This is a genomic window from Neisseria sp. P0001.S005 (assembly GCF_051963715.1).
Map to the genome: position 1 here is coordinate 1 of NZ_JBQCTZ010000024.1, position 22336 is coordinate 22336.

The window sequence follows — 22336 nt, forward strand, 5'->3', positions numbered from 1 at the left end:
GGCCGGATTGAGGCGTGCGTCCCAAAGGGTTTGGATAAATTGGGCGGTTTGTTGTTGCAGGCCGTCTGAAAATGGGGTAGAGGAAATAATCGCTAAGTCCCAGTCGGAATGGGGATAGAGTTCGCAACGCCCGAAGCCGCCGATGGCAATGAGACTGATGTCGTCGCTGTCGGGGAAATGGATTTGCCAGAGGGTTTGTAGCAGGGTTTCGGCAGCGGCGATATGGTCGCGGAAGTAAGCGGTAGGGCGGTTGTTTTGGCGGTAGGCAGTTTCTGCTGCGACTTTTTGTTGCTGGTAGGTTTGGATGGCTTGTTGGGCGGCGGTCATGATGGTGTCTGGCTGTGAATTAGGCTTGGGTATCGGCAGGCTCGGTCATTTGGCGGAGCATTTCTTGCGGCGGAAGGAGGAGTTTGTAAGGGGCGATTTTAAGCGCGGATGCGATTTTTTCGATGTTGGAAAGGGCGATGTTCCAGCGTTTGCGCTCGATAGCGGAAACGTAGGTGCGGTCAAGTCCGCATTGACGCGCCAGTTCTTCTTGCGACCAGCCGCGATTAACGCGATAGAGGCGCATGTTGTAAGCGATAACGGCGCGGAGGTCTTGCGGATCGGGCAGGCTTGGAGGGGGAGTGAGTTTGTTGACCATGGTATTTTGAGTTTGTGGTTTGAACGATAAGGGGATTTTATACTATTTTTGTGAGGGGAAAGGAAAGGCCGTCTGAAAGTTTCAGACGGCCTTAAAGGGGGTAGGTATAAAAAAAAGGGGGTGGCTTTCGGCCACACCCAAACACACACACATCAAGAGGAAAGAAAAATCATTTAATAAGAGAGCTGGCTCTTATAGGGGAAAACTGGAGGATTCGGGCTTGACCCTGAAGCATTGAAAGGCATTATAAATGAAAATAGGGTTGGGGTATTGATACAGGTCAATTCGGGCTTGATTTAGAAAATATATTTTTAGGATAGTGGAAATAAATTAAAAATAAGGTCTGATTGTGAATAAAAGCTATCAGGCCGTCTGAAAAATGGGTTTCAGACGGTCTGATTGGTTTAAAGGCTGCTACTTACTATATAAATTAAGTTTAAGCCAAACCTTTATCTTTGGCTTCTTGCAGGCGGGCTTCAAAGTTGCTGAGGTTGATGCCTGCCTGTTCGGCTGCGGCAACTACTTCGGCTACAGATGCGCCGTGTTGCACTTGATGATAACCCCAAAGCAGGGAGCAGCGAGTACCGGTGCGGCAGAAGGCAAGAATGGGAGCCGGAGATAGTTGCAACAGATTTTGGAAGGCTGCGACATCGGCTGCATTGATTTGAGGCGCAACGACGGGCTGGTGTGAGAATTGGTTGATGCCGGCCTCTTTAAACCAGTTTTGTACTTCGGCAAAAGCCGGTTGGTTTTCTTCTTCGCCGTCCGGGCGGTTGCAGATGACGGTTTGGATGCCGAGACGTACGGCTTCTTGGACATCGGCTTCGGTCAGTTGGGGGGCAATATAGAGGGTGTCGGTCAGTTTACGGATGGGCATAGTTTTTCCTTTCTTTATATTAAATGGATATGTTGATTTCAGACGGCCTAGGAAGTGGCAGGCCGTTTGAAGTTTTATTTAATGATTGTACAACCAGTTTTCGAGTTTTTGGCGATCGGTAATGTGCAGCAGGGCAGTATTGGCTTCTGCTGCTTGAACTGTGATGCTAGTCTCGCGTAACAGGCCTTGGCGGAAGAAATGGATGGTAGTGCGCGTGCCGATAGGCAGTTTGCTCCACTGCGTTGCAAGGTCGTTGCAGGCATAGCCGCCTAAGGCGATGATTTTGTCTTGCGGGCAGAGTCCGGCATTTTCTGCGCTACCGCTATTAAATACATGAGTCAGGACGGCATGATCGCTGCTTTGTTTGAAACGTGCGCCCAAATCGTTAGCGGGGGTAACCGATTGGGGTTCGCTTGCAAATGCTCCGCCGTGCTGGCGGGGCAGGGGGATGAAGTCAAGTTTGACACCTACGCTTTGCAGGCATTCTGCGAGCGGAAGGTCTTCGGTGCTGTATAAGGCCGTCTGAAAGAAGGTTTCTAAATCTAAACCGGTTATTTCTTGACAACGGGATTGCCAGTGTTTTTCGGGTATGCCTTGATGGGTGTTGCACCAATCGCGATAGTGTTGCTGCATCACGCTGTCGAGGGTGTATTTGCCTTGGCTTTTTTCACGGATGATAAGGTCGAGGCAAAGTGCGGCCAGTGCGCCTTTTTGATAGTAGCTGACGATAGCGTTGGGGCTGTTTTCGTCTTGTTTGTAGAACTTGTCCCATGCGCTAAAACTGGATTGGGCAAGGGTTTGTTTCAGACGGCCTTGTGTCTGCTGTACGCGTGTGATGCTTTGTGCAAGCAGGGTAAGGTAGGCTTCGGGACTGATGGTCTTGCTTCGGGCTAGAAAGAGGTCGTCGTAGTAGGACGTAATGCCTTCAAATGCCCAAAGTTGCTCGGTGTAGTTTTCTTGGTCGAGATTGTAAGGTGCGAAGACGGCCGGTTTGATGGATTTAACGTTCCATGCGTGGAAGTATTCGTGGGAGAAGAGGCCGAGCAGTTCGGTATAGGCTTTGTCGGCTTCGCCCATATCGTAAGATGGCAGACTGTGGCGGTCGGCAAGAAGGGCGGTGCTGCTGATGTGTTCCAGTCCGCCGTAGAGGTTGTCGCCCAGATGTAATAGGAAAAAGTATTCAGTAAACGGGGCAGGGGAGGGAAACATTGCCAACTCGGTTTCGCAGATTTTTTGAATATCGGCGAGGAAGCGGGCGCGGTCGAAATCGGGGTAGATACCGCTTAATGCAATACGGTGGGGAATGCCTTGTGCTTCAAAGTCGAGGAATTCGATGATGCCTGTTTCAACAGGGTGATCAATAAGCTCGGCATATGAGGCCGTCTGAAAAGTGGTCGCCGAAATTTGTGGCAGGGTTGTGGCTATCTGCCATGTGTGTGGCAGGGTAGGAAATTCGACTTGGTGCGGTTGTTCCTCTTGTCCGTGTACTTTTAAGAATAGGCATGCGCCGTCGAAAAAGCCGCGCTCGGTACTGAGGAACGAGCCGCGAACTGATAAGTCGAATGCGTAAACAGTGTAGTAAATTTCCCACTCTCCACTGAGAGCAGGGGTTTGCCAATGGTTTTTGCTGGTTTGTGTCAGCGGCTGGGCTTTGCCGTTGTAGCGCGCGCTAATGTGCGTGATGTGGCGGGCAAAGTCACGGATGAGGTAGCTGCCGGGAACCCAGTTGGGTAAGCTGATTTCTGTTTCTGAATCATTGGTTTGAGTGAATGATAAGGTGATGTGCCATTCATGAGACAGGAAATTGGGGGTAATTTTGTAATTAATCATAACTATTGGTTAATTTGCTAAAGTTTATTAAGAATAAGGGGGTTTAAGGGGTGGGCTTAATCTATATCAATAAAATTGTATGAAAAAGGGGGCTTGAAAAAATACTATGTCCGATTTAATGCGTATGTTTTAATAATTTATTGATTATAAAAGAAATGAATTTATGTCTTGCTAAATATTTTATGCAATGTGGAATGTAATTTTGCTTGGCATGTTGTGGTGTCTATGTTAAATTTAGAAAAATTTGAGCCTTAGCCGTATTGCGCTTTTTATAAACGTAAGGGTTGGGGTGAGATAAAAATTTTTTATACCCATAATTTATGGAGACTTCCATGGACACACAAACTTATAACTACAAAGTGGTGCGCCAGTTCGCCATCATGACTGTAGTTTGGGGTATTGTGGGCATGTTGGTCGGCGTTATCGTCGCTGCCCAGCTTTTTGCTCCGGCCCTCGATTTATCCAATATCGGACCTTGGTTCCACTTCGGCCGCCTGCGTCCTCTGCACACCAATGCGGTTATTTTTGCATTCGGCGGTTGCGGTTTGATTGGTACATCATACTACGTTGTTCAACGTACATGTAATACCCGTCTGTTTGGCGGTTGGCTGCCTGCATTTACCTTCTGGGGTTGGCAGGCTGTCATTGTGGCTGCGGCTATCAGCTTGCCTATGGGTTACACCCAAGGTAAAGAATACGCCGAGCTGGAATGGCCTATCGACATTTTGATTACGCTGGTGTGGGTTGCCTACGCCATCGTATTCTTCGGTACGATTGCCAAACGTAAAATCAAACATATTTACGTTGCCAACTGGTTCTACGGCGGCTTTATCTTGGCCGTTGCGCTGTTGCACATCGTCAATAATATCAGCATCCCTGCCGGTTTGATGAAATCTTATCCAGTTTACGCAGGTGCGATTGATGCGATGGTTCAATGGTGGTATGGCCACAATGCGGTGGGCTTTTTCCTGACAGCCGGCTTCTTGGGTATGATGTACTATTTCGTACCTAAACAAGCAGGCCGTCCGATTTACTCTTACCGCTTGTCCGTCGTCCACTTCTGGGCTTTGATTTTCACTTATATGTGGGCAGGTTCTCACCACTTGCACTACACCGCATTGCCTGACTGGACTCAATCTTTGGGTATGGTATTGTCTTTGATCCTGTTCGCACCTTCTTGGGGCGGTATGATCAACGGTATCATGACTCTGTCTGGTGCATGGGACAAACTGCGTACCGACCCGATTTTGAAATTCTTGATCGTATCTCTGTCCTTCTACGGTATGTCTACGTTTGAAGGTCCGATGATGTCTATCAAAACAGTTAACGCTCTGAGCCACTATACTGACTGGACTGTTGCACACGTTCACGCCGGTGCATTGGGTTGGGTAGGCTTCGTAACCATCGGTTCCGTTTACTACATGATCCCACGCCTCTTCGGTAAAAACGAAATGTACAGCACCAAATTGGTTGAAGCGCATTTCTGGATTGCAACCATCGGTGTGGTTCTGTATATCGCCGCGATGTGGATTGCCGGTGTGATGCAAGGCCTGATGTGGGGTTCTTTGAACGAAGACGGCACACTGACTTATTCCTTTGTCGAATCTGTAAAACGTACCATGCCTTACTACATGATTCGTTTCACCGGCGGTCTTCTGTACCTGAGCGGTATGTGCATCATGGCATATAACGTTTACCGTACTGCTATCAGTGGTAAAGCGGTTGATGCTGAGATTCCTGCGGTTTCTCAAACCCAACACCACTAATAATAAGAAAGATAGGCTACCAAAATGAAATTACAACAATTAGCTGAAGAAAAAGTCGGTGTACTGATTGTATTTACCCTGCTTGTAGTCAGCGTCGGCCTTCTGATTGAGGCTGTTCCGCTGTTCTTCTCCAAGGCAGTTACTGAACCTGCACCCGGCGTGAAACCATATAACGCCCTGCAAGTGGCCGGTCGCGATATTTATGTGCGCGAAGGCTGCTACAACTGCCACTCTCAAATGATTCGTCCATTCCGTGCAGAAACTGAACGTTACGGTCATTACTCCGTTGCCGGTGAGTCTGTTTATGACCATCCGTTCCAATGGGGTTCTAAACGTACCGGTCCGGATTTGGCTCGTGTCGGCGGCCGTTATTCCGATGAATGGCACCGCATCCACCTGCTGAACCCGCGCGACGTTGTGCCGGAGTCCAATATGCCTGCATTCCCATGGCTCGCACGCAATAAAGTCGATGCCGAGGCAACTGTGGCGCATATGAAAGCCCTGCGTAAAGTGGGTACACCTTACAGCGATGAAGAAATTGCCAAAGCACCTGAAATGCTGGCTAACAAATCAGAGCTGGACGCTGTTATCGCCTATCTGCAAGGCTTGGGCTTGGCATTGAAAAACGTAAGGTAACATCATGGACGCTAACTGGGCTCGCTCGCTCTTTACTGTTTGGGTATTTATCAGCTTTATTTTAGTTCTCTATATTGTATTCAATAGACGCAATAAGAAAAACTATGACGATGCTGCCAGCAGTATTTTCGATAATGACGAACAAAGGCCGTCTGAAAAGGACGATCAAGCTCAGTCAGTCCGTGATCACGGAGCAAAATAATGAACACAACATCCCAATTTACCAGTAGTTTCTGGAGTATATATATTGCCGTTATCGTCGTGCTCAGCTTCATCGGCCTGGCTTGGCTTCTGCTTTCGCAAAACGTTGTGAAACGCCCTAAAAAAGGCGAAGAAGTAAAAACCACAGGTCATGAGTGGGACGGCATTTCGGAGTACAACAACCCTCTGCCACGTTGGTGGTTTTGGCTTTATGTCTGCACATGGCTGTTTGGCGTCGGCTACCTGATTATGTATCCAGGTATCGGCGATTACAAAGGCCTGTGGGGCTGGAGCAGCCATGGTCAATATGAAGAAGAAGTTGCCAAAGCCAATCAGCAATACGGTAAAGTGTATGCTAAATTTTCCAATATGCCGATTGAGAAAGTGGCTAAAGACCCTGAAGCCCGTGCTATTGCACAAAACCTTTTCAATACCTACTGTATCCAATGTCACGGCTCAGATGCCAAAGGCTCCAAAGGCTTCCCGAATTTGACCGACGACGATTGGTTGTGGGGTGGCGAATCTGAAAAAATTCAGGAAACCATTGAAAAAGGCCGTACTGCCTCTATGCCGGCATGGGGTCCTGCTTTGGGTGAAGAAGGCGTGAAAAACGTAACACAATATGTTATGTCCCTTTCTAAACCTAAAGGTCAATACGACGAAGAACGTGCAGAGCGTGGTAAAGCCCTGTTTAGCGGCCCACCTGCCAACTGTTTCACTTGTCACGGCGACAAAGGTCAAGGTATCCAAGGCCTCGGCCCGAATCTGACCGACGATGTATGGTTGTGGGGCGGTACTCAAAAAGCGATTACCGAAACCATTACCAACGGCCGCAGCAGCCAAATGCCTGCTTGGGGTCACTTCCTCGACAAAGATAAGCTGCACATCATGACCGCTTATGTTTGGGGTTTGTCCAACAAAGACGGTAAAAAAGCTCCTGCTAAAAAAGCCGAGCCTGCTCCGGTAGCTCAACCTGCCGATGCTTCTGCTCCAGCAGCTGCTTCAGTTCCTGCAGCCGATAAAGCTGCTTCAGATGCTAAAGCTGCTCCGGCTGCTGAAGCCAAACCTGCTGAAAAAGCAGAAGCGGCTCCGGTTAAGGTAGACGGCAAAGCTGTTTTTGAAGCCAACTGTAAAACATGTCATGGCGGTATGATTCCGGGCGCACCTGCTGTCGGTAAAAAAGACGACTGGGCTCCTCGAATTAAGCAAGGTAAAGATACTTTGCACAAACACGCGCTTGAAGGTTTTAATTCAATGCCTGCCAAAGGCGGCAACAGCAGCTTGAGTGACGATGAGGTTAAAGCGGCTGTAGACTTTATGGCAAATGAGTCCGGTGCAAAATTCTAATTTTGAGTCGGATTGAAAAAAGCGTACCTAACAAGGTACGCTTTTTTATATTTGATAAAACCAATAAGAGAAGACATATCAAAGAGGTGAAATATATAAGGCCGTCTGAAACATTCAGACGGCCTTTGTTCTTGGTTCAACCAAAATTAATCAATCCAAAGTGGACGTACTGCGTTTCAGGAACCATTCGCTGAAAGGCCACTCGACGCTGTCGAGTAAGTTTTTGGTAATTAGCCCCAGTTCCGTATCGCCTTCGATTTGCAATTTACGGTTGAAAAATAAGGTATCGGGATCTTCCTCACGCATCATCATGCGCATGAAGTCTATACCATTGGCCGCCAGCCTCAGATCGGGGGCGCCGCTGAAGTTGTCGTCCAGGAATTTTTCCGTATCGGCACTAAACCGCACTTTGATACCGGCATCCAAAACTTCGATTTCGAATTTTCTTCCGGCAAAAAGTTCCATATCGGCAGGCAGTAAACCTTTTTTCAGCATGGTATTCAATACGGAGACCAAAACAAAGCGTGGAGGTTTGCCGGGAAGTTTGGTACCGATTTTTGCCATCCATTTGGGTAATATGATTTCAGGCAGCGCCATAATATGCCTCCTTCACGGTTTCAATACCGGGCTGACCGCGCCAATAGCCGTCAACCAGTGTTCCGGTAGTCAGTCGTTCCAACTCGGGGCGGACATCTTCCCATGTAGCTTTTCCGTCCAATACATCGCGGTGAATTTGGATAATTTCAGCCATGCTGTGCATTTGTGGCGACAGTCTGAGCATATTCACGCCGATTTTATTCAAGTCTTCATGGTGGGGCAGTAGGTTTTGGCAACCGTAAGACATGGTTTGGATGCCGTTGATGGTGAGAAACGGCTGGCCTTCTCGCGTATTCATGGCCATACCGTGCTCGTGGTCGAGGCAGCGGAACTCGCAACTGTCTTTATTCAGATTGTAATGGCGGGCGGTAAAGCAACGTGATGAATAGGCGAGCGGCATTTTACCCCAAGCGAAGAGTTCGGTTTCAATGCCGTCTGAAGCTTTGATGATTTCGGCAACCTTATCGCGGCTCAGCTCGGACGGTGCAATCCAGCGGAATGCCCCTAATTTTCGGAATACGTCCAAAGTGGTTTCGTTGTAGATATTCAGGCTTGCACCGGCAACAAACGGGATGCCATGTTCGCGTGCCAATTTGACCGCACCCATGTCGTTGGCTTCAACTTTAAACTTTCCCTGCTCCGTAATTTTGCGCAGGCGTTTCAGATCGGATTCGCTTTCGAGTAGGACTTGTGAAGAAAGAATAATCTCCTTACCGCTTTCTGCCAGGTCTTCAGCCAGTCCGAACCAGTCGGCAAAGCGCATTTTCTGACGGCGTGAGCAGACTACCTCACCCAAATAAACAGTATCCAACGGCGTATCCAGCATGGAAACGTAAAATTCCAGTAGGGCTTCTTTTTGCCAGAAAAATAAAATAGGGCCCAGCGACAATTTCAATGAATTCATTTTCTTCCCCTTATTTCCATGGGCGGTTGTATGCGCCCAAAGTTGTCTGATGACCTTCCGAAACTTTGCTCAAGGCATTGTTCCAGGACGGATTGACTTTGAAATGCGACGGGTCGGCTGCGGCTGCATCCAGTGCTTGGCGCAGGGATTTGGTTACTTGCGCCGTATACATCGGACTGCGTTGGCGTCCCTCGATTTTGATGGCGGATACACCGATTTTGATGAGTTCGGGCAACATTTCCAAAACATTCAGGCTGGTCGGTTCTTCCAAAGCATAGTAGGTTTCATCATTGACTTCAAAGCGGCCTTTGCACAAGGTTGGATAACCTGCCGGTTCATTGGGTTTGTATTGGTCTATCAATACCTGGTTTAAACGTACGTTCATGCGGTCGGGCAGTTGTTCCCAGCGGACGGATTTTGCCGGAGAGCAGACACCTTGCATATTGGGCGATTCGCCTGTTGCATAGCTCGACAAGATGCAACGGCCTTCCACCATCACACACAAACTGCCGAAACCAAAGACTTCAATTTCCACATCAGTATTGTCAATCACATGTTTGACCTGATCGATGGTCAGCACGCGCGGCAAAACGGCACGACGGATGCCGAACAGCTCTTTCATCATATTGATGGCTTCGTAATTGGTGGCCGAACCTTGTACCGACATATGCAGGCGTAAATTCGGATGTTTGTCTGCCGCATACGCCATGATGGCGGGGTCGGCAACAATAATCGCATCGGCCCCCAAATCCGCCGCCGTATCCACAGCAGCGTGCCAACGCTCCACTTGGCCGGCTTGTGCGAATGTATTGATGGCCATCAGTACATTGCGTCCGCGCGCATGGGCGTAAGCTACGCCTTCCCGCGCAGATTTCATATCGAAATTCAGTCCCGGAAAGTTTCGTGCATTGGTCGCATCTTTCAAACCCATGTAAACCGTGTCCGCACCGTTGTCCACAGCGGTTTTCAGTGCAGGCAGGTTGCCGGCGGGGCAGACCAATTCTGGAATTTTTTGCATTTTGTGTTCCTCGTCTTGATGATAACCTCTATCGGGTTAATCAATATTTTGTAGAATTCCGGATATTTTATGGATTAATGACACAAGATATGCTGACTTAAATCAAATCGAAAAATTCAGGTTGACGTAGGCATATTGTTTACAAAATCTTAACAGATGTTGTTTTTTATATATTTCATGTGCTTAAAAATTTTGATGACGGATTTTGTTTCAAAATCGGCTTATGTTTTTAACTATCGCATTTATTAATTTTTACAATAATAGCGATAGAAAAATGAAAAAAGGCCGTCTGAAAATCTGGTTTCAGACGGCCTTTCGCTTTAAAGGGGTAGATTTATGAGAAACCCAAGCGTTTATCGGGTCGGGTAAACACAAAAATAAACAGAGAAGTTAACGCGCCCAAAGTATCGGCAAGCATGTCTTTTTGCGCGTCCCAAATATCGCCTTGAGAACCTAGGAATTCCAGTCCGGCCTCTCCGCCGTCGATGACGGCATATTGCCATTCGATGATTTCATAGGCGGCAGCCACGCTCATAATGAAGAACAGGGAAAAAAATAAGGCCAATGGCAGATTACACAGCTTGCGGCGCAGCAGCCACTCAGCCATTGGATAGGCGTAGAAGCCGATGATGTAATGGGCAATACGGTCGTAATGATTGCGGTTTTCGCCCAAAATCGGTTCGACAAAGTGGTTGATGGATTCAAACGGTACATCTGCAAAAGTGTAGTATGCACCGATGGAATGCATAATCAGCCAGAAGCTCATGAATAAGTAGGCCAAGTTGCTGAAGCGGAAAATGCGGTAGGTAGCAACCAGAAGGAAGAATACTGATGCTACGGGGATGATTTCGGCGTACCAGACTGCGCGGTCATGGGGATTGATGCCTGACCAAACAATAAGGGCGAAGATAATCGTAGCAAGAAAAATGGGAAAGATTGGAGAAGGTTTATTCATGTTGTGTGTATGTAGTAATAATGGGCGCGTATTGTATAACGAATTGGCAGGGCTGGCAGTTTTAGACATTCAAGGCCGTCTGAAAAACAGCTTTCAGACGGCCTGAAGTTTAGCCGTTCCAGAAATAACGGGTGATGTGGAAAAACACAGGTGCAGCAAAGCAAATCGAATCCACACGGTCAAGCATACCGCCGTGGCCGCGTATCATATTGCCCCAGTCTTTGACACCGTAATCGCGTTTGATGGCAGACATAACCAGGCCGCCAAAGAAACCCATCAGGCAGACGATAAAGCCGATAACGGCTGCTTGGCCGTGGGAGAACGGCGTAATCGGTGCCATCAGCGCGGCAATGGCTGTGGCCGATAAAATACCGCCGACAGTGCCAGAAATGGTTTTGGAAGGGGAAAGCGAGGGCATGATTTTTGCACCGCCAATCAGTTTGCCCCAAACGTATTGCAATACATCCGATACTTGCACTACGCCAATCAGGAAGATCAGCAACAGGATATTATTGCCGTTGTCGAAGCCGTCCAAGTCCAGAAACATCAGCGCCGGAACATGGGACAGACAGAAGATGCAAATCATCGCCATCCATTGTGTTTTGGCGGCGCGTTCCAAAAAGTGCGCGGTTTGGCCGCTGAGGCTGGCAATAATCGGCAGTATCAAAAAGCCGTAAACCGGAATAAAAATGCTGAACATGCCGTACCAGCCGTCATAGACGAAATAGTATTGCACCGGCAGCAACAGGTAAAAGCAGACCACCATGCTGTAATAGTCGCTGCGGCGGCGATAGACGAGGGTCATAAACTCGCGCAGTGCGGCAAATGAAATCAGGAAAAACAGTATAACCGTCCCGATTTTGCCGAACCAAAACGCGCCCAGCAACACCAGCGTCATCAGCCACCATGCGTAAATGCGGGCGTTGAGGTTGGCGATGGTGGCATTATCTGCGCCGTTTTTGCGCTTAAGCCATTGTCCGATGATGCTGGCAAAACACAATACGGCAAACACGCCGACAAAAATATAGCTGGCTTGCGGAGTCAGATGAGCGGCGGCGTGTTCGACAATGATTTGTTGGGAAGTCGTAGAAAGGCTCATGCTTGTCCTCCTTTGTTTTGCTGAACTTCAGGTTCATTTTGGCGAAGCTCGCTGCGGTCGTTTTCAGACGGCCTGAGTGCCAGCAGCGCTTCACGGCTGCGTGTCAAAAAGCTGTCTTTGTCTTCGTTTTCCTGCAAGGTAAGCGGTTGTCCGATATGGACTTCACACAAAAGCGGGATAGGCAGGATTTTGCCTTTGGGCAGTACGCGGCTGATGTTGTCGATCCAAATCGGCACAAATTCGGTATTGGGTTTGCTTTTTGCCAGATGATAAATGCCGGACTTAAACGGCAGCAGGATGGTGTTATCGTCAGTGTTACGCGTGCCTTCAGGGAAAATAATCAAAGAGTCGCCTGCGTTCAGCGCATCTTTCATCTGTTCGGTAATCGCTTGCGGATTATCGCTATGGCGCGGAATCAGTAAGGCGTTGAAAACATTTTGAATGATGAAGCGTTTGAGTTTGCTCGTCAGCCAGTAATCCGAACCGGCGACAGGGCGCGTGGACAAGCGCCAGCGGCGGGGCAGGGAAATCCACACCAGCACAAAATCGCCATGGCTGCCGTGATTGGCGTAATAGACTTTTTGGTGCTGATTGAATGTCAGCTCGTGCGGGCTTTTAGGGCGTACGCCCATAAGAAAAGAGACCGACAGACACAAGGCTTGGTCGGTCAGCCAGGCAAGTTGTTTTTTGAGGAAGTTTTTCATTTTTTCTGCCTTTGGGAGTGAGATACCGCTAAGGATTCGATTTTGGTAAATCAGCCAAAATAATCAAATGCTTTGGATAAGCAAAATTAAAAATTGTACGGCGGTCAGGTATAAGCTTTTGCGCCATAGGGAAAGTGCGCCGTTTATCCGTTGGGTCAAAGTACGGCTGCCTGAAGTTTGACGTAAACCGTTTTGCTGTAAGGCGTGGTCGAAGTCTTCAGGAGAGTAGCGGTTGTCGGCAAAGTCTTGGAACACGCGGCGGTCGAAGTGAACGCGGATATGGCAGTACAACAAAACTGCTGCCAAGACAAGTTGCACCGCAAACCATGCGCCGCCATATTTTGCCGACAAGGCGAGCAGCAAAGCATTGCAGGCGGCAACATAATGTGCGGTAGAGAGCAGGTGGGCAGTAATACGGCTGTCGGTTGCGTTGTCCATCATTATCCTTGTTTTAAACGGTTGGCCGCAGCTTCAACTGCTTGGGCGGTGGCCGGCGATAATACCATTTGCGGCCGAGCCTGTTTGAGTTCAGCCTTCGCTTGCGTCAAGTCTTTGCAGCCACCATAGACCAGCAGCCACGTCAGCACCACTGCGGCACTTCTTCCATAACCCAAAGCGCAACATACCAGCACTTTGCCGTGTTTTTGGCGCAAGGTTTCCAATATCAAGGCCGTCTGAACTAAATCGTTTTCAGACGGCGTTACCATATCCAGTAAAGGCAGAGCGCGATATTCTCCCTGATAGCTACAGCAGGGATATTCGGCGCATACATCCAATACGGCAGGCAGATGGTTTAAGATCCCTAAAACGCTGCCAATCCATACATCATTGCGGACTGGTGCCGTTTTCGCCTTACCGCGTAACCAATACGCCATGTTTAGCCGTACGCCCACCAGATAAGGCAACAGCAAAACCGTCGCTGCCGCCGATAATTTACCGTTAGCCTGTTTTTGGAATACGTTTGCATTTCCAGTCAAATAGGCAAAAGCCACCATCAGCAAAGACACGCTCATCCATATTAACCACAGCCACGCGCCACCCAGCAACGCGGGTAACGCCGTCAAACACGCACCAAGCAAATACAACAACGCAATCTTTCTTGAGCGTACATCACTCAAGCCCAGTTTTAACGGCGAAGTCATCTGACACGGGAAAGCCCACAACACTAGCCAGCCGAGCAATGCTCCGGTCGGCACGTCAATAAAATGATGTTGATAAGTCGTCAGTACCGACAAGGTAATCAGGCCTTGCCATAAGAAAAGCGGCAGGCGGATTTTTGGAAAGCGCGTCCAATAAAATGCACCTACGATAATCGCCAGCGCGATATGCAAAGATGGTGCTTGGTTGTACGGCAAATCAAATGCAGCCAATGAATCAAACAGCCAGCCTGATAGCCCATCGGCAGGCGGTTTAGGCCACCCGAAACGCAGCGGAAACAGCACAAAGCAAGCAGTCGCAATCAGTTGGGCAGCTACAAGGTGCGCTACATATCGGTTTTGTTCATGTGTATCACGGCAAAGAAAAAATGCCGCGGCATACATCAGGTTCAGCGACCAATAAGGCACAATCGTCCATGCCCAAAACGGAATATTGCTTTCCCATGCAAAAGCGATTTCAGGCACATAGTCCAGCGATGCCGCGTAATGGTTGGAGAAGCCATAGCTGGTGTAGAACAGTGCGCCAACTAAAATCAGCTTGAGCAGGGAAGTTTTGAGGGAGGGTTTCATGGATAGGTACATGGTTTAAATAAGGCCGCCTGAAAGTTAAAAAAATGTTCAGACGGCCTTTATTTTTATTTCTTCACTGCCAAGCTCACGGTGAAAATACCGTCTTCGTCTATCCATTGATGGATTTTTTCAAAACCGGCTTTTTCAACCAACTGATCCATTTCCTGCTGACTGCGGCGGCGCATTACCCAATTGGGGCTGCCTGCTTTGTGGCTGGTCAGCGCACGGGCAATCATTTCGAGCTGCGGATGCCAAGGCTGGCCGGTGTAAATCAGGTAGCCGCCGGTTTCGATGGCTTCGCCGAAGCCGTAGAGTGAGTTCAAAATCAAATCGTTGTCGGCAAACAATTCGTGCAGGCCGGAGACGATGCCCAACGTTGGACGCGGCTGCAAATCGTGATAATTGGCGCGGTCGTAGGCATTGACTTCATTGAAGGTTACCGTGTTTTGCAAGCCGCGCTCGGCAATCAGCTTGCGTCCGGCTTCGACATTAATCGGGCTGTAATCGCGCAAGCGTACGGAATCAGGCAATGTGTCGGCAGTCAGGGCATCCAATACATAGCGGCCATGACCGGACGCGATATCCAAAACGTGTACAGGTTTGCCTGCTTCATGCAATTTAGCTGAGGCCGTCTGAATGGCTTTGCCGATATTGACTTTGCGTTGACGGATACCGCGCCAGCCGATGGCGTTGAGATAGTATTTGTCCACCCATACACCGAAAGCATTGCTGCCTTGCGGTTGATTGCGGTAGACGTAATCCAGTGTACTGCCCGAATCAAAACCTGTTTCTTGACCGATTCTCAAGCCCTCACTCCAGCGCGAACCCAGTTTGAGCGAGGCGCGATATGTTGCCCAAAATGCGCCGCGAGGCGTACAAACAGGCAAAGGCGTAGCCAGTTCGTCGGCTTCGCGACGGCTGTCTCCAAATAAGTGCGCTTGAGTCAGATCGACTTGTTGTAAAGGCTGATTGAAACGCTCGCGGATAAAACGGCGCATTTCGACAAACGCGATTTCACGGTCTTGCTCGCCTAACGTATCGTGGTAGAAACCGGGCAGGATATGGCGCTCTTTAATATGGCTGCCTAAGCGGTTGTAGAAATCGTGTTGCGGTTTGTGATGAACAACCCAATCGCTGCCTGAGATCAACAGTTGTACAGGCGTAGTAATCGCTTGTGCATCGGCCACGACGCGCTCGGCCGCCTCATATAAACCCAGCAGGATGCGCACAGAAATAGCGCGGGCAATCAGCGGATCATTGTCGTAGCTTTTTTGACGTTCGACATTGTGGGTCAGATAGTGGGCTTTGACATAGCTGTTGACAAAGAAATTGCCACGCCATTTTTGCATCATTTTCAAACCGGTACGGGCAAACGGAACATAGAGCTTGACTTTGAACGCAGGCGAAGCCAATACGGCGCAACGGATTTTCGGCGCGTAATCGTGCAACCAAGTAGAAACCAATACCGCACCGACACTTTGCGCAATCACGCAAATGTTTTCAGGTTTGATGCCGTATTCGCTTTGGATGTGTCGGATAAAATCATCTACGTCTGAAACCGAAGTGCCAATACTCGGACTATCGCCGCGTTCACCGGGGCTGTAACCATGACCACGCGCGTCCCAAGCAAAATAGGCAAAATCGTTGAAACCCAGTTCATCCGCCACAAACATCATTCGGCCGGAGTGCTCATGTCCGCGATGGAACAGCACAATGGCTTTGTCGGAAGAACCATCGGCAGCAGGGCGATAGCGGTAGAAAAGCGAAGTACCGTCTTGGGTAGAAAAGTATTTTTGCTGTTCGGACATGAGAAACTCCTAATAGTCATATTTTTTGAACAGTATCATGACATATTGGATAAATGCAATGACTATCCGATAGACGGACGAATGCAATGATGGAGAGAAATGGTAAAAGATGGTTTCAAATTTTACTTAAAACTGATGACAGTGATTGTTAAAAGGTTAGATAGAGGGTGTTTGGATAGCCTTACAAACTACTACCGACATATCATCATAAACTCTTTGTTTTGCAATTAATTTACGAAACACAGTCAGACGGGACTTATCGTTATCATATTGTTGCCAAATTTTTTCTCTTATTTTTTCTGAAAGAGCATCACTTAGGCCGTCTGAACAAAGCAGCAGGCTTTCTCCTGCTTTAAGCGTAAGTTCGATATGACACATTCTGTCTTGGAATTCGGAATAATCCGCTGCTAGATAAGAAGAAACGCCGCCATATATGGTGGCGAACTCTTCTTCTTTTTTATCCGACAAACCATCCAGCAATTCGGAGAGTATCGAGTGATCTTGGGTCAGTTGCTTCCATTTTCCTTGTGTATCAATCAAATAGGCGCGACTGTCGCCTACGCTGATGATTTTGGTTTTGCCGGTGGTTTGGTCGATTTCTGCGGCAACAAAAGTGGTTGAGGAACCAAAATAATCTTCCGCCAACTCTTTAGATAAAGCGGCTTGTATATGATTGATGGTTTGACGGCTGAGTTTGGCTGTACGGCTTAATAGGTGCATGGCTAATTTGCTGGCTTTTTCGGGATGGTTGCTATTGGAAATGCCGTCAGCTATCCCGATGATAAAGTGTGGACGGGTTTCAAGACGTGTTTCAGCGGTTTTGAGTTTATATTGAAACACTTGTTCGCCGTTAAAAAGGGCATCTTGGTTGTGTTGTTTGTTGCTGCCGATTTGTTGGCAAAAGGTAATTTCGCAAAATTTGTTCATGATTTATCCATTTGTTGGGTGAATATTCGCTGCAGGCTTTTCATCGTTTCTAACCCTCCGGATTTACACTTGAGCAATACGTTTGAAATTTGATGATTAAGGTTAAAGACCGTCTGAACAGTTTTCAGACGGCCTTTACTGCGTTTAACCAAGTACTAATTAACTGCTAATTTTGTCATGTTTTAATACATCCATCGAAACCCGAATACACATTTAAAAAGGAAATCAAACATGAAAAAATTCTTATTGACCGCCATCGTTGCTTTGTCTGCCGCTACTGCCGGTGCCAGCGATTATATCGAACACAAAATCTACAGCGACAAAAACTTCGAGCAAAATCGTGCTAAAGCCGTAAAAATGTTGGAACAACGCGGCTATCAAGTTCACGATGTTGAGGCCGATAGCCGTCGGGGCCAGCCTGTGTTGGATATCGAGGCTTTTAAAGATGGCCGTGAGTACGACATTGTTTTGTCTTATCCTGATTTGAAAATTATTAAAGAACGCATCGATTATTAATATTTCGATATAAAGTGGATTGTCGCAGGGCTTTTAGTTCTGCGACAGTTTGCTATTTAGGCATTTAAAGAATGTAAATAGCATGTAAATTACCTAAAATAAATGAACTAAATATGTTTTTTATTTTCCATTTAATTCAAAGTATTTGATGTTGGGAGTCATGATATGGATTTGAATGATTGGAAGGACAATGGCCGGCTGAAGCAGATGGGCGACCAAGACAAACCTTTAAACGACGGCGCTGCTGCCGAATCCCAACAGGACGTTGATTTTTGGGATCGCAATCAAAACAATACTGTTGAAAACGAAGTTGAGGTTGCGGCTGAAACGGTAGAAATTCAGGAGGCGGTAGAAGGTCAGGAAGCAGTTGAACATTCTGAGATGCCGTCTGAAAAAAGTGAAAAGAAAGCCAAACGCAAAAAAGACAAGGCGAAAAAGAAAAAAAATAAAGCCGAAGATTTGAATGCACCTGATTTGTTGGGTACGAATAAGGGCGTGGAAACCATGTTCCGCAACGCCGTACGCTCGGAGATGGAATTGTTGGCGCTGGCGGCAACCAAAGCGAATATTATGATTTCGCTGAATGGTTTTATCGTGTCTGCTCTGATGATTTCGGGTGCGTTTATTTTTTCATCGTCGCCCGAATTTTTGATTCCGGCCAGTACGTTTATGATTACTGCCGCCGCGTCTATCGTGTTTGCATTGCTTTCTGCTTCGCCGGAACGTATCGGCAAAATGCAGGCGGCGCGGACATGGTTTAAGGATTTTATCCGCGGCCGTTCTAAGCTGCGGGACTTGAAAACCCGCCTCAGCAGTACCGAAACGCGCTTTTTTGGCGGCAGCCAACCCAATATTTTGATTTATGAAGACCGTGTGAAACTGCAAAAAGATCAATATTGGGAAATGATGCAGGAGATTATGGGTGACCGTAAACAAATCTATGAAAAGATGAGCGACCATCTTTATTGGCTTGGTTTGTTGGCAGACAAACAGTTCAAATACATCAATTTGTCTTACGCGGTATTCCGCTGGGGCTTGCTGGCTTCACTGGTGGCATTTATCGGCGTGAAAACATTGCCGTCATTGCTGATACCGCCGACCAACAATGCGGCAGAGCTGCGTTCGCTGGGAATCAATATGTTTAACGGTGTGTACGAGCCTTCCGCCGTACAACAGCTTCCGGACGGTAATTTGCTGATTGCGGAAGACGAACCCAACCATGCGTTCAGTATTGTCAGCATTGATAAAACCGGCAGGTTTGTGGAAGACGAGGCATTGGATACGCGCGTGATTACCGGTTTCAAACGCCGTCTCAGCGACTTGGAGGCTTTGGCGCGCGACGATGAAGGCTTTATCTATGCGCTCACTTCGCACTCGCGCACCCGTAAAGGCAACCGCTCACCCGACCGCGAACATCTGATGCGCTTTAAAATCCAAGATGGCAATGTGTTGGGGCTGACCAGTTACGACAATCTGACGCAGGTTTTGGAAACCGACCACAAGCTGCATGATTTGATTCGCGAGCGAACCAAGGCTGAAGTTTCTTTTGAAGAAATCAATATTGAGGGCATGGCGTTTGATCCGGTAAAAAAACGTCTTGTTTTGGGATTCCGTGATCCTGAGTTCAACAACATGGCTTTGGTTGCATTTATCAGCAATCCGAAAGATGTGTTTGAGCGCAATGCCAAACCTGAATTTGATGAAGTGGCGGTGATTGATATTGATGGCGGCGGTATCCGTTCCCTCAACTATGATCCTGTGTTGAAAACCTACGTGATTGCCAATGAAGTGAAGGATGAGAATGGACAGAAATTCTCACAACTGTGGACTTGGAGCGGTAACCCGACCGATGAACCGCAAAAAATCTCACTGCCTAATCTGCAACACATCACCAACGTTGAAGCTGTTGATTCGATTACCGTTAACGGCAAGCCGCAGATGATTCTGATGGGCGATGAAGGTAATGCTTCGCAGAAAATTACTGCCAAGTATATGTTGGTAGATTACAGTCAACTGGGTAAACAGTAAGTTATCTTGGCTACTGAATAAAAGGCCGTCTGAAACCGATAGTTTATGGTTTCAGACGGCCTTTTTGTTTTCAGTAAAACAGGTTGATGGGTTTAAATACTCTAATTAATGATGATTAACCCAAGAACGTGGACAAGTTTCAGACGGCCTTCAAGCCATTGATGACACGTTTGTAGCAGGTATAAACCAATGCTGCGCAGGCCAGCCACATAAGGATATAGAAAAGCGAATGGAAGCTGCCGGCAATTGCATACCATACTGCCAATGCGCCGATAAAGAATGCGCGATCGCTTTTGCCGAATGGCCCGTCATAACGACGGCCGTTGCCGTGGACTTGTCCCAAAACGCCACAAAATTCAGTCATTGCCGCCAGCCAAATAAACAGGGCAATTTGCACGCCGCCGAAGGGTGCGATAAAGGCAAAAGGCAGATACAAAGCAGCATCGGCGGCAATATCGGTGATTTCATTCAAATAACCGCCTAATGCCGATTGCTGGCCGAACTCCCGTGCCAACATGCCGTCCATCGCATTCAGCGCCATGCGGACAAACAACCAGATCGGCAAAAGCCAGAATAATGTGGATACACCTGCAAACAATGCTAAAAGCAAACCGATCAAAATGGAAACGGCGCAGGCAAACAGGGTAACCTGATTGGCAGTAATACCTTTTTGATACAGTCGCTTAACAATGGGGCGCAACAGGTTTTGAAATTTTGGTTTCAGGGCGTAGATGCTCATAATTATGCTATATAAAAGAAAATGAAGTACCGTGATTATAGACGAAATCCGTTATAATCCGTCAATCTTCGAATCACGCGGTTCGCAAACCTCCCGCGTTAACAAAACTAGGAATTTACTATGGAAAAACAGCAGGCCCTCGTTATTTTTTCGGGCGGGCAGGATTCAACAACCTGCCTGATTCAGGCAATTCAAACATATGGCCGTAAAAATGTGCAGGCCATCACTTTTCAATATGGGCAACGCCACGCCATCGAATTGGAGCGCGCGCGTTGGATTGCTCAAGATTTAGGCGTGAAGCAGACTGTACTCGATTTGAGCCTGATGCAACAGATTACGCATAACGCCTTGATGGATGATACGGCATCCATTGAAACAGCTTCAGACGGCCTGCCCAATACATTTGTAGATGGACGCAATGCTTTGTTTTTGCTTTACGCCGCTATTTATGCCAAAGGGCAGGGGATAGGCCATATCATTGCCGGCGTGTGCGAAACTGATTTTTCCGGTTATCCAGATTGCCGCGATGTGTTCGTCAAGTCGATGAATGTTACATTGAATCTGGCCATGGATTACGCTTTTCAAATTCACACCCCCTTGATGTACCTGACCAAAGCGCAAACATGGGCGCTGGCAGATGAAATGGGTGCGTTGGATTATATCTGCGAACATACGCACACTTGCTATAACGGTGTTGTCGGTGGATGCCATGAATGCCCAAGCTGTATTTTGCGCGAGCGCGGTTTGTCAGAATATTTGGAAAGTAAAAAGGCCGTCTGAATTAAGAGGGGCATATATTTCTAATATCCAGTTGTACGAAAAGGCCGTCTGAAAAATTCATTTCAGACGGCCTTTGGCTATGTATTTTGTTCTGCTTAGAACAGCAAATCTGCCGGTTCGCTGCTTGCCGGAGCCTCTTTTACAGGCGCAGAGGCTGGGGCAGTAGCCGGTTCGGAAGCGGCTTTAGGTGCAGAAGCAGGAGCATCGGCCGGAGTGGTTGCCGGTTTGGCAGCAGGTTTTGCCGGTTTCACCGGAGTCGGACGAACGCTTTGTTTCGGTTCAGATGCTGCCTTGTTTGCATCGTCGGTAGCATCGACTTCGATTTCAGTGCCTTGAGGTAATACTACATCTTTAGCAGGAGCCGGTTTCGGCATGACTTTAGGTTTGCTGTAAGCATCCGTGCCGCTGGTCCATGCCAAAGATTTCAGAGGCGATTTGAGTTTCACGCCTTTGGCGCAAGTCAGACAGTTTGCCGCGCCGGTGCGTCCTTTCAGGATTGCATCCACACGCGCGGCAGGAATGGTTTTGCCGTGCGCTTTTGCCCAGGCGGCAATGCTTTTTTTCAGGGCAGACGTATCAAGGTTTTTCTTGTCGTACGGGTCACGATAGGCAGCCAGCCACAAGTTTTGGTTGGCATCTTCGTTCAGGCTTGCCATTTGGTAGATAACGGAGGCAGGAGCACCTGTTGCGATGGTTTTGGCGAATTCCAATGCGTCAGGCGATTTCATGCGCACGCAACCATGGCTGCGGACGCCGGGTACGCTAGCAGGGGCATTGGTGCCGTGAATGCCAAGGCTCAATTTAGGGTCGCCAAGACGGACAAATACCGGGCCCAGCGGATTGTTTGGGCCGGCTGGTACGCTTTTTACGCCGTCATTGCGTTCTTTTTGGATGGATTTAGGGATGTGCCAGACCGGGTTGTAGGCTTTTGCGCCGATTTTATGTTCGCCTAGATTGGTTTGGGTCATGGCTTTGCCGACGGCAACAGGATAAATTTTGCTCAGTTTGCCGTTGTCGTAGAGGAACAAACGCTGTTGCGTAATATTGATAACGACGTGTTGTCCGGAAGAGGCGGGGGAGACGTCTGGAATAAGCGTGTTTGCAGCAGCGGCTGAAGTTAAAAGGGCGGCGGTCAGGCCGAACAGTATTTTTTTCATGTCGTCTTTTTTTGTAGGGTTTGAAATGAAAGTTTTTGGCGCATGATACCTGAAACTCTGTGTTTTTGTGAGAAAAT

At 48.0% G+C, this 22336-nt stretch carries 22 protein-coding genes, 1 pseudogene and 1 riboswitch; of the genes and pseudogenes, 7 read left to right on the top strand and 16 right to left on the bottom strand.

Annotated elements, in window-relative coordinates; all coding sequences use genetic code 11:
* From ACTHSP_RS05235 to ACTHSP_RS05250, 4 genes and pseudogenes are all read right to left on the bottom strand, one after another.
* Positions 1-327 (bottom strand): annotated as a pseudogene (locus ACTHSP_RS05235) ([protein-PII] uridylyltransferase); the annotation flags it as partial.
* A 19-nt stretch (positions 328-346) separates the two neighbouring features.
* On the bottom strand, positions 347-643 hold the full coding sequence (locus ACTHSP_RS05240; protein WP_440345753.1) for a helix-turn-helix domain-containing protein: 297 nt from the start codon (positions 641-643) through the stop codon (positions 347-349).
* A 436-nt stretch (positions 644-1079) separates the two neighbouring features.
* Positions 1080-1520 (bottom strand): TIGR01244 family sulfur transferase, encoded by a 441-nt coding sequence (locus ACTHSP_RS05245; RefSeq protein WP_440345754.1) that lies wholly within the window; start codon positions 1518-1520, stop codon positions 1080-1082.
* Between the two features lie 78 nt (positions 1521-1598).
* On the bottom strand, positions 1599-3350 hold the full coding sequence (locus ACTHSP_RS05250) for a M61 family metallopeptidase (RefSeq protein ID WP_440345755.1): 1752 nt from the start codon (positions 3348-3350) through the stop codon (positions 1599-1601).
* 332 nt (positions 3351-3682) lie between these two features.
* Here ACTHSP_RS05250 and ccoN point away from each other — a divergent pair, with 332 nt between their 5' ends.
* The 4 genes from ccoN to ccoP are packed head-to-tail and all read left to right on the top strand — an operon-like array spanning position 3683 to position 7300.
* On the top strand, positions 3683-5116 hold the full coding sequence (ccoN, locus tag ACTHSP_RS05255; RefSeq protein ID WP_199900391.1) for a cytochrome-c oxidase, cbb3-type subunit I: 1434 nt from the start codon (positions 3683-3685) through the stop codon (positions 5114-5116).
* A 24-nt stretch (positions 5117-5140) separates the two neighbouring features.
* Complete coding sequence (gene ccoO, locus ACTHSP_RS05260) at positions 5141-5752, top strand: cytochrome-c oxidase, cbb3-type subunit II (protein WP_063075589.1); 612 nt, start codon at positions 5141-5143, stop codon at positions 5750-5752.
* A 4-nt stretch (positions 5753-5756) separates the two neighbouring features.
* Positions 5757-5954, top strand: coding sequence for a cbb3-type cytochrome oxidase subunit 3 (locus ACTHSP_RS05265; RefSeq protein WP_003748776.1), 198 nt, complete (start codon positions 5757-5759; stop codon positions 5952-5954).
* The gene (ccoP, locus tag ACTHSP_RS05270; RefSeq protein ID WP_440345756.1) at positions 5954-7300 is read left to right on the top strand and encodes a cytochrome-c oxidase, cbb3-type subunit III; all 1347 of its coding nucleotides are present in this window, start codon (positions 5954-5956) and stop codon (positions 7298-7300) included. Before ACTHSP_RS05265 ends, ccoP begins: the two co-directional genes overlap by 1 nt.
* A gap of 150 nt (positions 7301-7450) precedes the next feature.
* Here ccoP and ubiT read toward each other — a convergent pair whose 3' ends face one another.
* The 10 genes from ubiT to ACTHSP_RS05320 form a co-directional block, all read right to left on the bottom strand.
* A complete protein-coding gene (ubiT, locus tag ACTHSP_RS05275; RefSeq protein ID WP_049323906.1) occupies positions 7451-7897 on the bottom strand; it encodes a ubiquinone anaerobic biosynthesis accessory factor UbiT in 447 nt (148 codons plus the stop codon).
* A complete protein-coding gene (locus tag ACTHSP_RS05280) occupies positions 7884-8801 on the bottom strand; it encodes a U32 family peptidase (protein ID WP_049330725.1) in 918 nt (305 codons plus the stop codon). Before ACTHSP_RS05280 ends, ubiT begins: the two co-directional genes overlap by 14 nt.
* A 10-nt stretch (positions 8802-8811) precedes the next feature.
* The gene (gene ubiU / locus ACTHSP_RS05285) at positions 8812-9819 is read right to left on the bottom strand and encodes a ubiquinone anaerobic biosynthesis protein UbiU (RefSeq protein ID WP_003748766.1); all 1008 of its coding nucleotides are present in this window, start codon (positions 9817-9819) and stop codon (positions 8812-8814) included.
* 334 nt (positions 9820-10153) lie between these two features.
* Entirely contained in the window at positions 10154-10774 is a 621-nt protein-coding gene (locus tag ACTHSP_RS05290) for a DUF2238 domain-containing protein (protein ID WP_314511042.1), read from the bottom strand.
* A 109-nt stretch (positions 10775-10883) separates the two neighbouring features.
* Complete coding sequence (locus tag ACTHSP_RS05295; protein WP_314511040.1) at positions 10884-11873, bottom strand: phosphatidate cytidylyltransferase; 990 nt, start codon at positions 11871-11873, stop codon at positions 10884-10886.
* Positions 11870-12577 (bottom strand): lysophospholipid acyltransferase family protein, encoded by a 708-nt coding sequence (locus tag ACTHSP_RS05300; protein WP_314511038.1) that lies wholly within the window; start codon positions 12575-12577, stop codon positions 11870-11872. The genes ACTHSP_RS05295 and ACTHSP_RS05300 overlap by 4 nt, the downstream gene beginning before the upstream one ends.
* A 63-nt stretch (positions 12578-12640) precedes the next feature.
* Entirely contained in the window at positions 12641-13015 is a 375-nt protein-coding gene (locus ACTHSP_RS05305; protein WP_254325015.1) for a hypothetical protein, read from the bottom strand.
* A 2-nt stretch (positions 13016-13017) separates the two neighbouring features.
* Positions 13018-14304: a phosphatase PAP2/dual specificity phosphatase family protein gene (locus ACTHSP_RS05310; RefSeq protein WP_314511036.1), complete on the bottom strand. Its 1287-nt coding sequence runs from the start codon at positions 14302-14304 to the stop codon at positions 13018-13020.
* Between the two features lie 65 nt (positions 14305-14369).
* On the bottom strand, positions 14370-16112 hold the full coding sequence (locus ACTHSP_RS05315; protein WP_440345757.1) for a bifunctional alpha/beta hydrolase/class I SAM-dependent methyltransferase: 1743 nt from the start codon (positions 16110-16112) through the stop codon (positions 14370-14372).
* A gap of 156 nt (positions 16113-16268) precedes the next feature.
* Positions 16269-17039, bottom strand: coding sequence for a PP2C family protein-serine/threonine phosphatase (locus tag ACTHSP_RS05320; protein ID WP_107697179.1), 771 nt, complete (start codon positions 17037-17039; stop codon positions 16269-16271).
* 231 nt (positions 17040-17270) lie between these two features.
* Here ACTHSP_RS05320 and ACTHSP_RS05325 point away from each other — a divergent pair, with 231 nt between their 5' ends.
* Positions 17271-17555 (top strand): PepSY domain-containing protein, encoded by a 285-nt coding sequence (locus ACTHSP_RS05325; protein WP_003684382.1) that lies wholly within the window; start codon positions 17271-17273, stop codon positions 17553-17555.
* Positions 17556-17936: 381 nt separating this feature from the next.
* Entirely contained in the window at positions 17937-19583 is a 1647-nt protein-coding gene (locus ACTHSP_RS05330) for a Pycsar system effector family protein (RefSeq protein WP_440345763.1), read from the top strand.
* A 139-nt stretch (positions 19584-19722) separates the two neighbouring features.
* Here the strand turns inward: ACTHSP_RS05330 and ACTHSP_RS05335 are convergent, their stop codons facing one another.
* Positions 19723-20322 carry a CDP-alcohol phosphatidyltransferase family protein gene (locus ACTHSP_RS05335; protein WP_440345758.1) on the bottom strand — a complete coding sequence of 200 codons (600 nt, stop codon included), beginning with the start codon at positions 20320-20322 and terminating at the stop codon, positions 19723-19725.
* Between the two features lie 71 nt (positions 20323-20393).
* A riboswitch (PreQ1 riboswitch) is annotated at positions 20394-20439 on the top strand.
* 3 nt (positions 20440-20442) lie between these two features.
* Between ACTHSP_RS05335 and queC the strand changes: the two genes are divergently transcribed.
* Positions 20443-21102, top strand: a complete 660-nt coding sequence (queC, locus tag ACTHSP_RS05340) for a 7-cyano-7-deazaguanine synthase QueC (RefSeq protein WP_440345759.1) — start codon at positions 20443-20445, stop codon at positions 21100-21102.
* A gap of 95 nt (positions 21103-21197) precedes the next feature.
* Here queC and ACTHSP_RS05345 read toward each other — a convergent pair whose 3' ends face one another.
* A complete protein-coding gene (locus ACTHSP_RS05345; RefSeq protein WP_440345760.1) occupies positions 21198-22259 on the bottom strand; it encodes a L,D-transpeptidase in 1062 nt (353 codons plus the stop codon).
* Between the last annotated feature and the right edge of the window lie 77 nt (positions 22260-22336).

What these genes read in the sequence shown, in the direction of transcription:
- ACTHSP_RS05240 (WP_440345753.1), bottom strand. Translation starts at nt 643, where the DNA reads ATGGTCAACAAACTCACTCCCCCTCCAAGCCTGCCCGATCCGCAAGAC.
- ACTHSP_RS05245 (WP_440345754.1), bottom strand. Translation starts at nt 1,520, where the DNA reads ATGCCCATCCGTAAACTGACCGACACCCTCTATATTGCCCCCCAACTG.
- ACTHSP_RS05250 (WP_440345755.1), bottom strand. Translation starts at nt 3,350, where the DNA reads ATGATTAATTACAAAATTACCCCCAATTTCCTGTCTCATGAATGGCAC.
- ccoN (WP_199900391.1), top strand. Translation starts at nt 3,683, where the DNA reads ATGGACACACAAACTTATAACTACAAAGTGGTGCGCCAGTTCGCCATC.
- ccoO (WP_063075589.1), top strand. Translation starts at nt 5,141, where the DNA reads ATGAAATTACAACAATTAGCTGAAGAAAAAGTCGGTGTACTGATTGTA.
- ACTHSP_RS05265 (WP_003748776.1), top strand. Translation starts at nt 5,757, where the DNA reads ATGGACGCTAACTGGGCTCGCTCGCTCTTTACTGTTTGGGTATTTATC.
- ccoP (WP_440345756.1), top strand. Translation starts at nt 5,954, where the DNA reads ATGAACACAACATCCCAATTTACCAGTAGTTTCTGGAGTATATATATT.
- ubiT (WP_049323906.1), bottom strand. Translation starts at nt 7,897, where the DNA reads ATGGCGCTGCCTGAAATCATATTACCCAAATGGATGGCAAAAATCGGT.
- ACTHSP_RS05280 (WP_049330725.1), bottom strand. Translation starts at nt 8,801, where the DNA reads ATGAATTCATTGAAATTGTCGCTGGGCCCTATTTTATTTTTCTGGCAA.
- ubiU (WP_003748766.1), bottom strand. Translation starts at nt 9,819, where the DNA reads ATGCAAAAAATTCCAGAATTGGTCTGCCCCGCCGGCAACCTGCCTGCA.
- ACTHSP_RS05290 (WP_314511042.1), bottom strand. Translation starts at nt 10,774, where the DNA reads ATGAATAAACCTTCTCCAATCTTTCCCATTTTTCTTGCTACGATTATC.
- ACTHSP_RS05295 (WP_314511040.1), bottom strand. Translation starts at nt 11,873, where the DNA reads ATGAGCCTTTCTACGACTTCCCAACAAATCATTGTCGAACACGCCGCC.
- ACTHSP_RS05300 (WP_314511038.1), bottom strand. Translation starts at nt 12,577, where the DNA reads ATGAAAAACTTCCTCAAAAAACAACTTGCCTGGCTGACCGACCAAGCC.
- ACTHSP_RS05305 (WP_254325015.1), bottom strand. Translation starts at nt 13,015, where the DNA reads ATGGACAACGCAACCGACAGCCGTATTACTGCCCACCTGCTCTCTACC.
- ACTHSP_RS05310 (WP_314511036.1), bottom strand. Translation starts at nt 14,304, where the DNA reads ATGAAACCCTCCCTCAAAACTTCCCTGCTCAAGCTGATTTTAGTTGGC.
- ACTHSP_RS05315 (WP_440345757.1), bottom strand. Translation starts at nt 16,112, where the DNA reads ATGTCCGAACAGCAAAAATACTTTTCTACCCAAGACGGTACTTCGCTT.
- ACTHSP_RS05320 (WP_107697179.1), bottom strand. Translation starts at nt 17,039, where the DNA reads ATGAACAAATTTTGCGAAATTACCTTTTGCCAACAAATCGGCAGCAAC.
- ACTHSP_RS05325 (WP_003684382.1), top strand. Translation starts at nt 17,271, where the DNA reads ATGAAAAAATTCTTATTGACCGCCATCGTTGCTTTGTCTGCCGCTACT.
- ACTHSP_RS05330 (WP_440345763.1), top strand. Translation starts at nt 17,937, where the DNA reads ATGCCGTCTGAAAAAAGTGAAAAGAAAGCCAAACGCAAAAAAGACAAG.
- ACTHSP_RS05335 (WP_440345758.1), bottom strand. Translation starts at nt 20,322, where the DNA reads ATGAGCATCTACGCCCTGAAACCAAAATTTCAAAACCTGTTGCGCCCC.
- queC (WP_440345759.1), top strand. Translation starts at nt 20,443, where the DNA reads ATGGAAAAACAGCAGGCCCTCGTTATTTTTTCGGGCGGGCAGGATTCA.
- ACTHSP_RS05345 (WP_440345760.1), bottom strand. Translation starts at nt 22,259, where the DNA reads ATGAAAAAAATACTGTTCGGCCTGACCGCCGCCCTTTTAACTTCAGCC.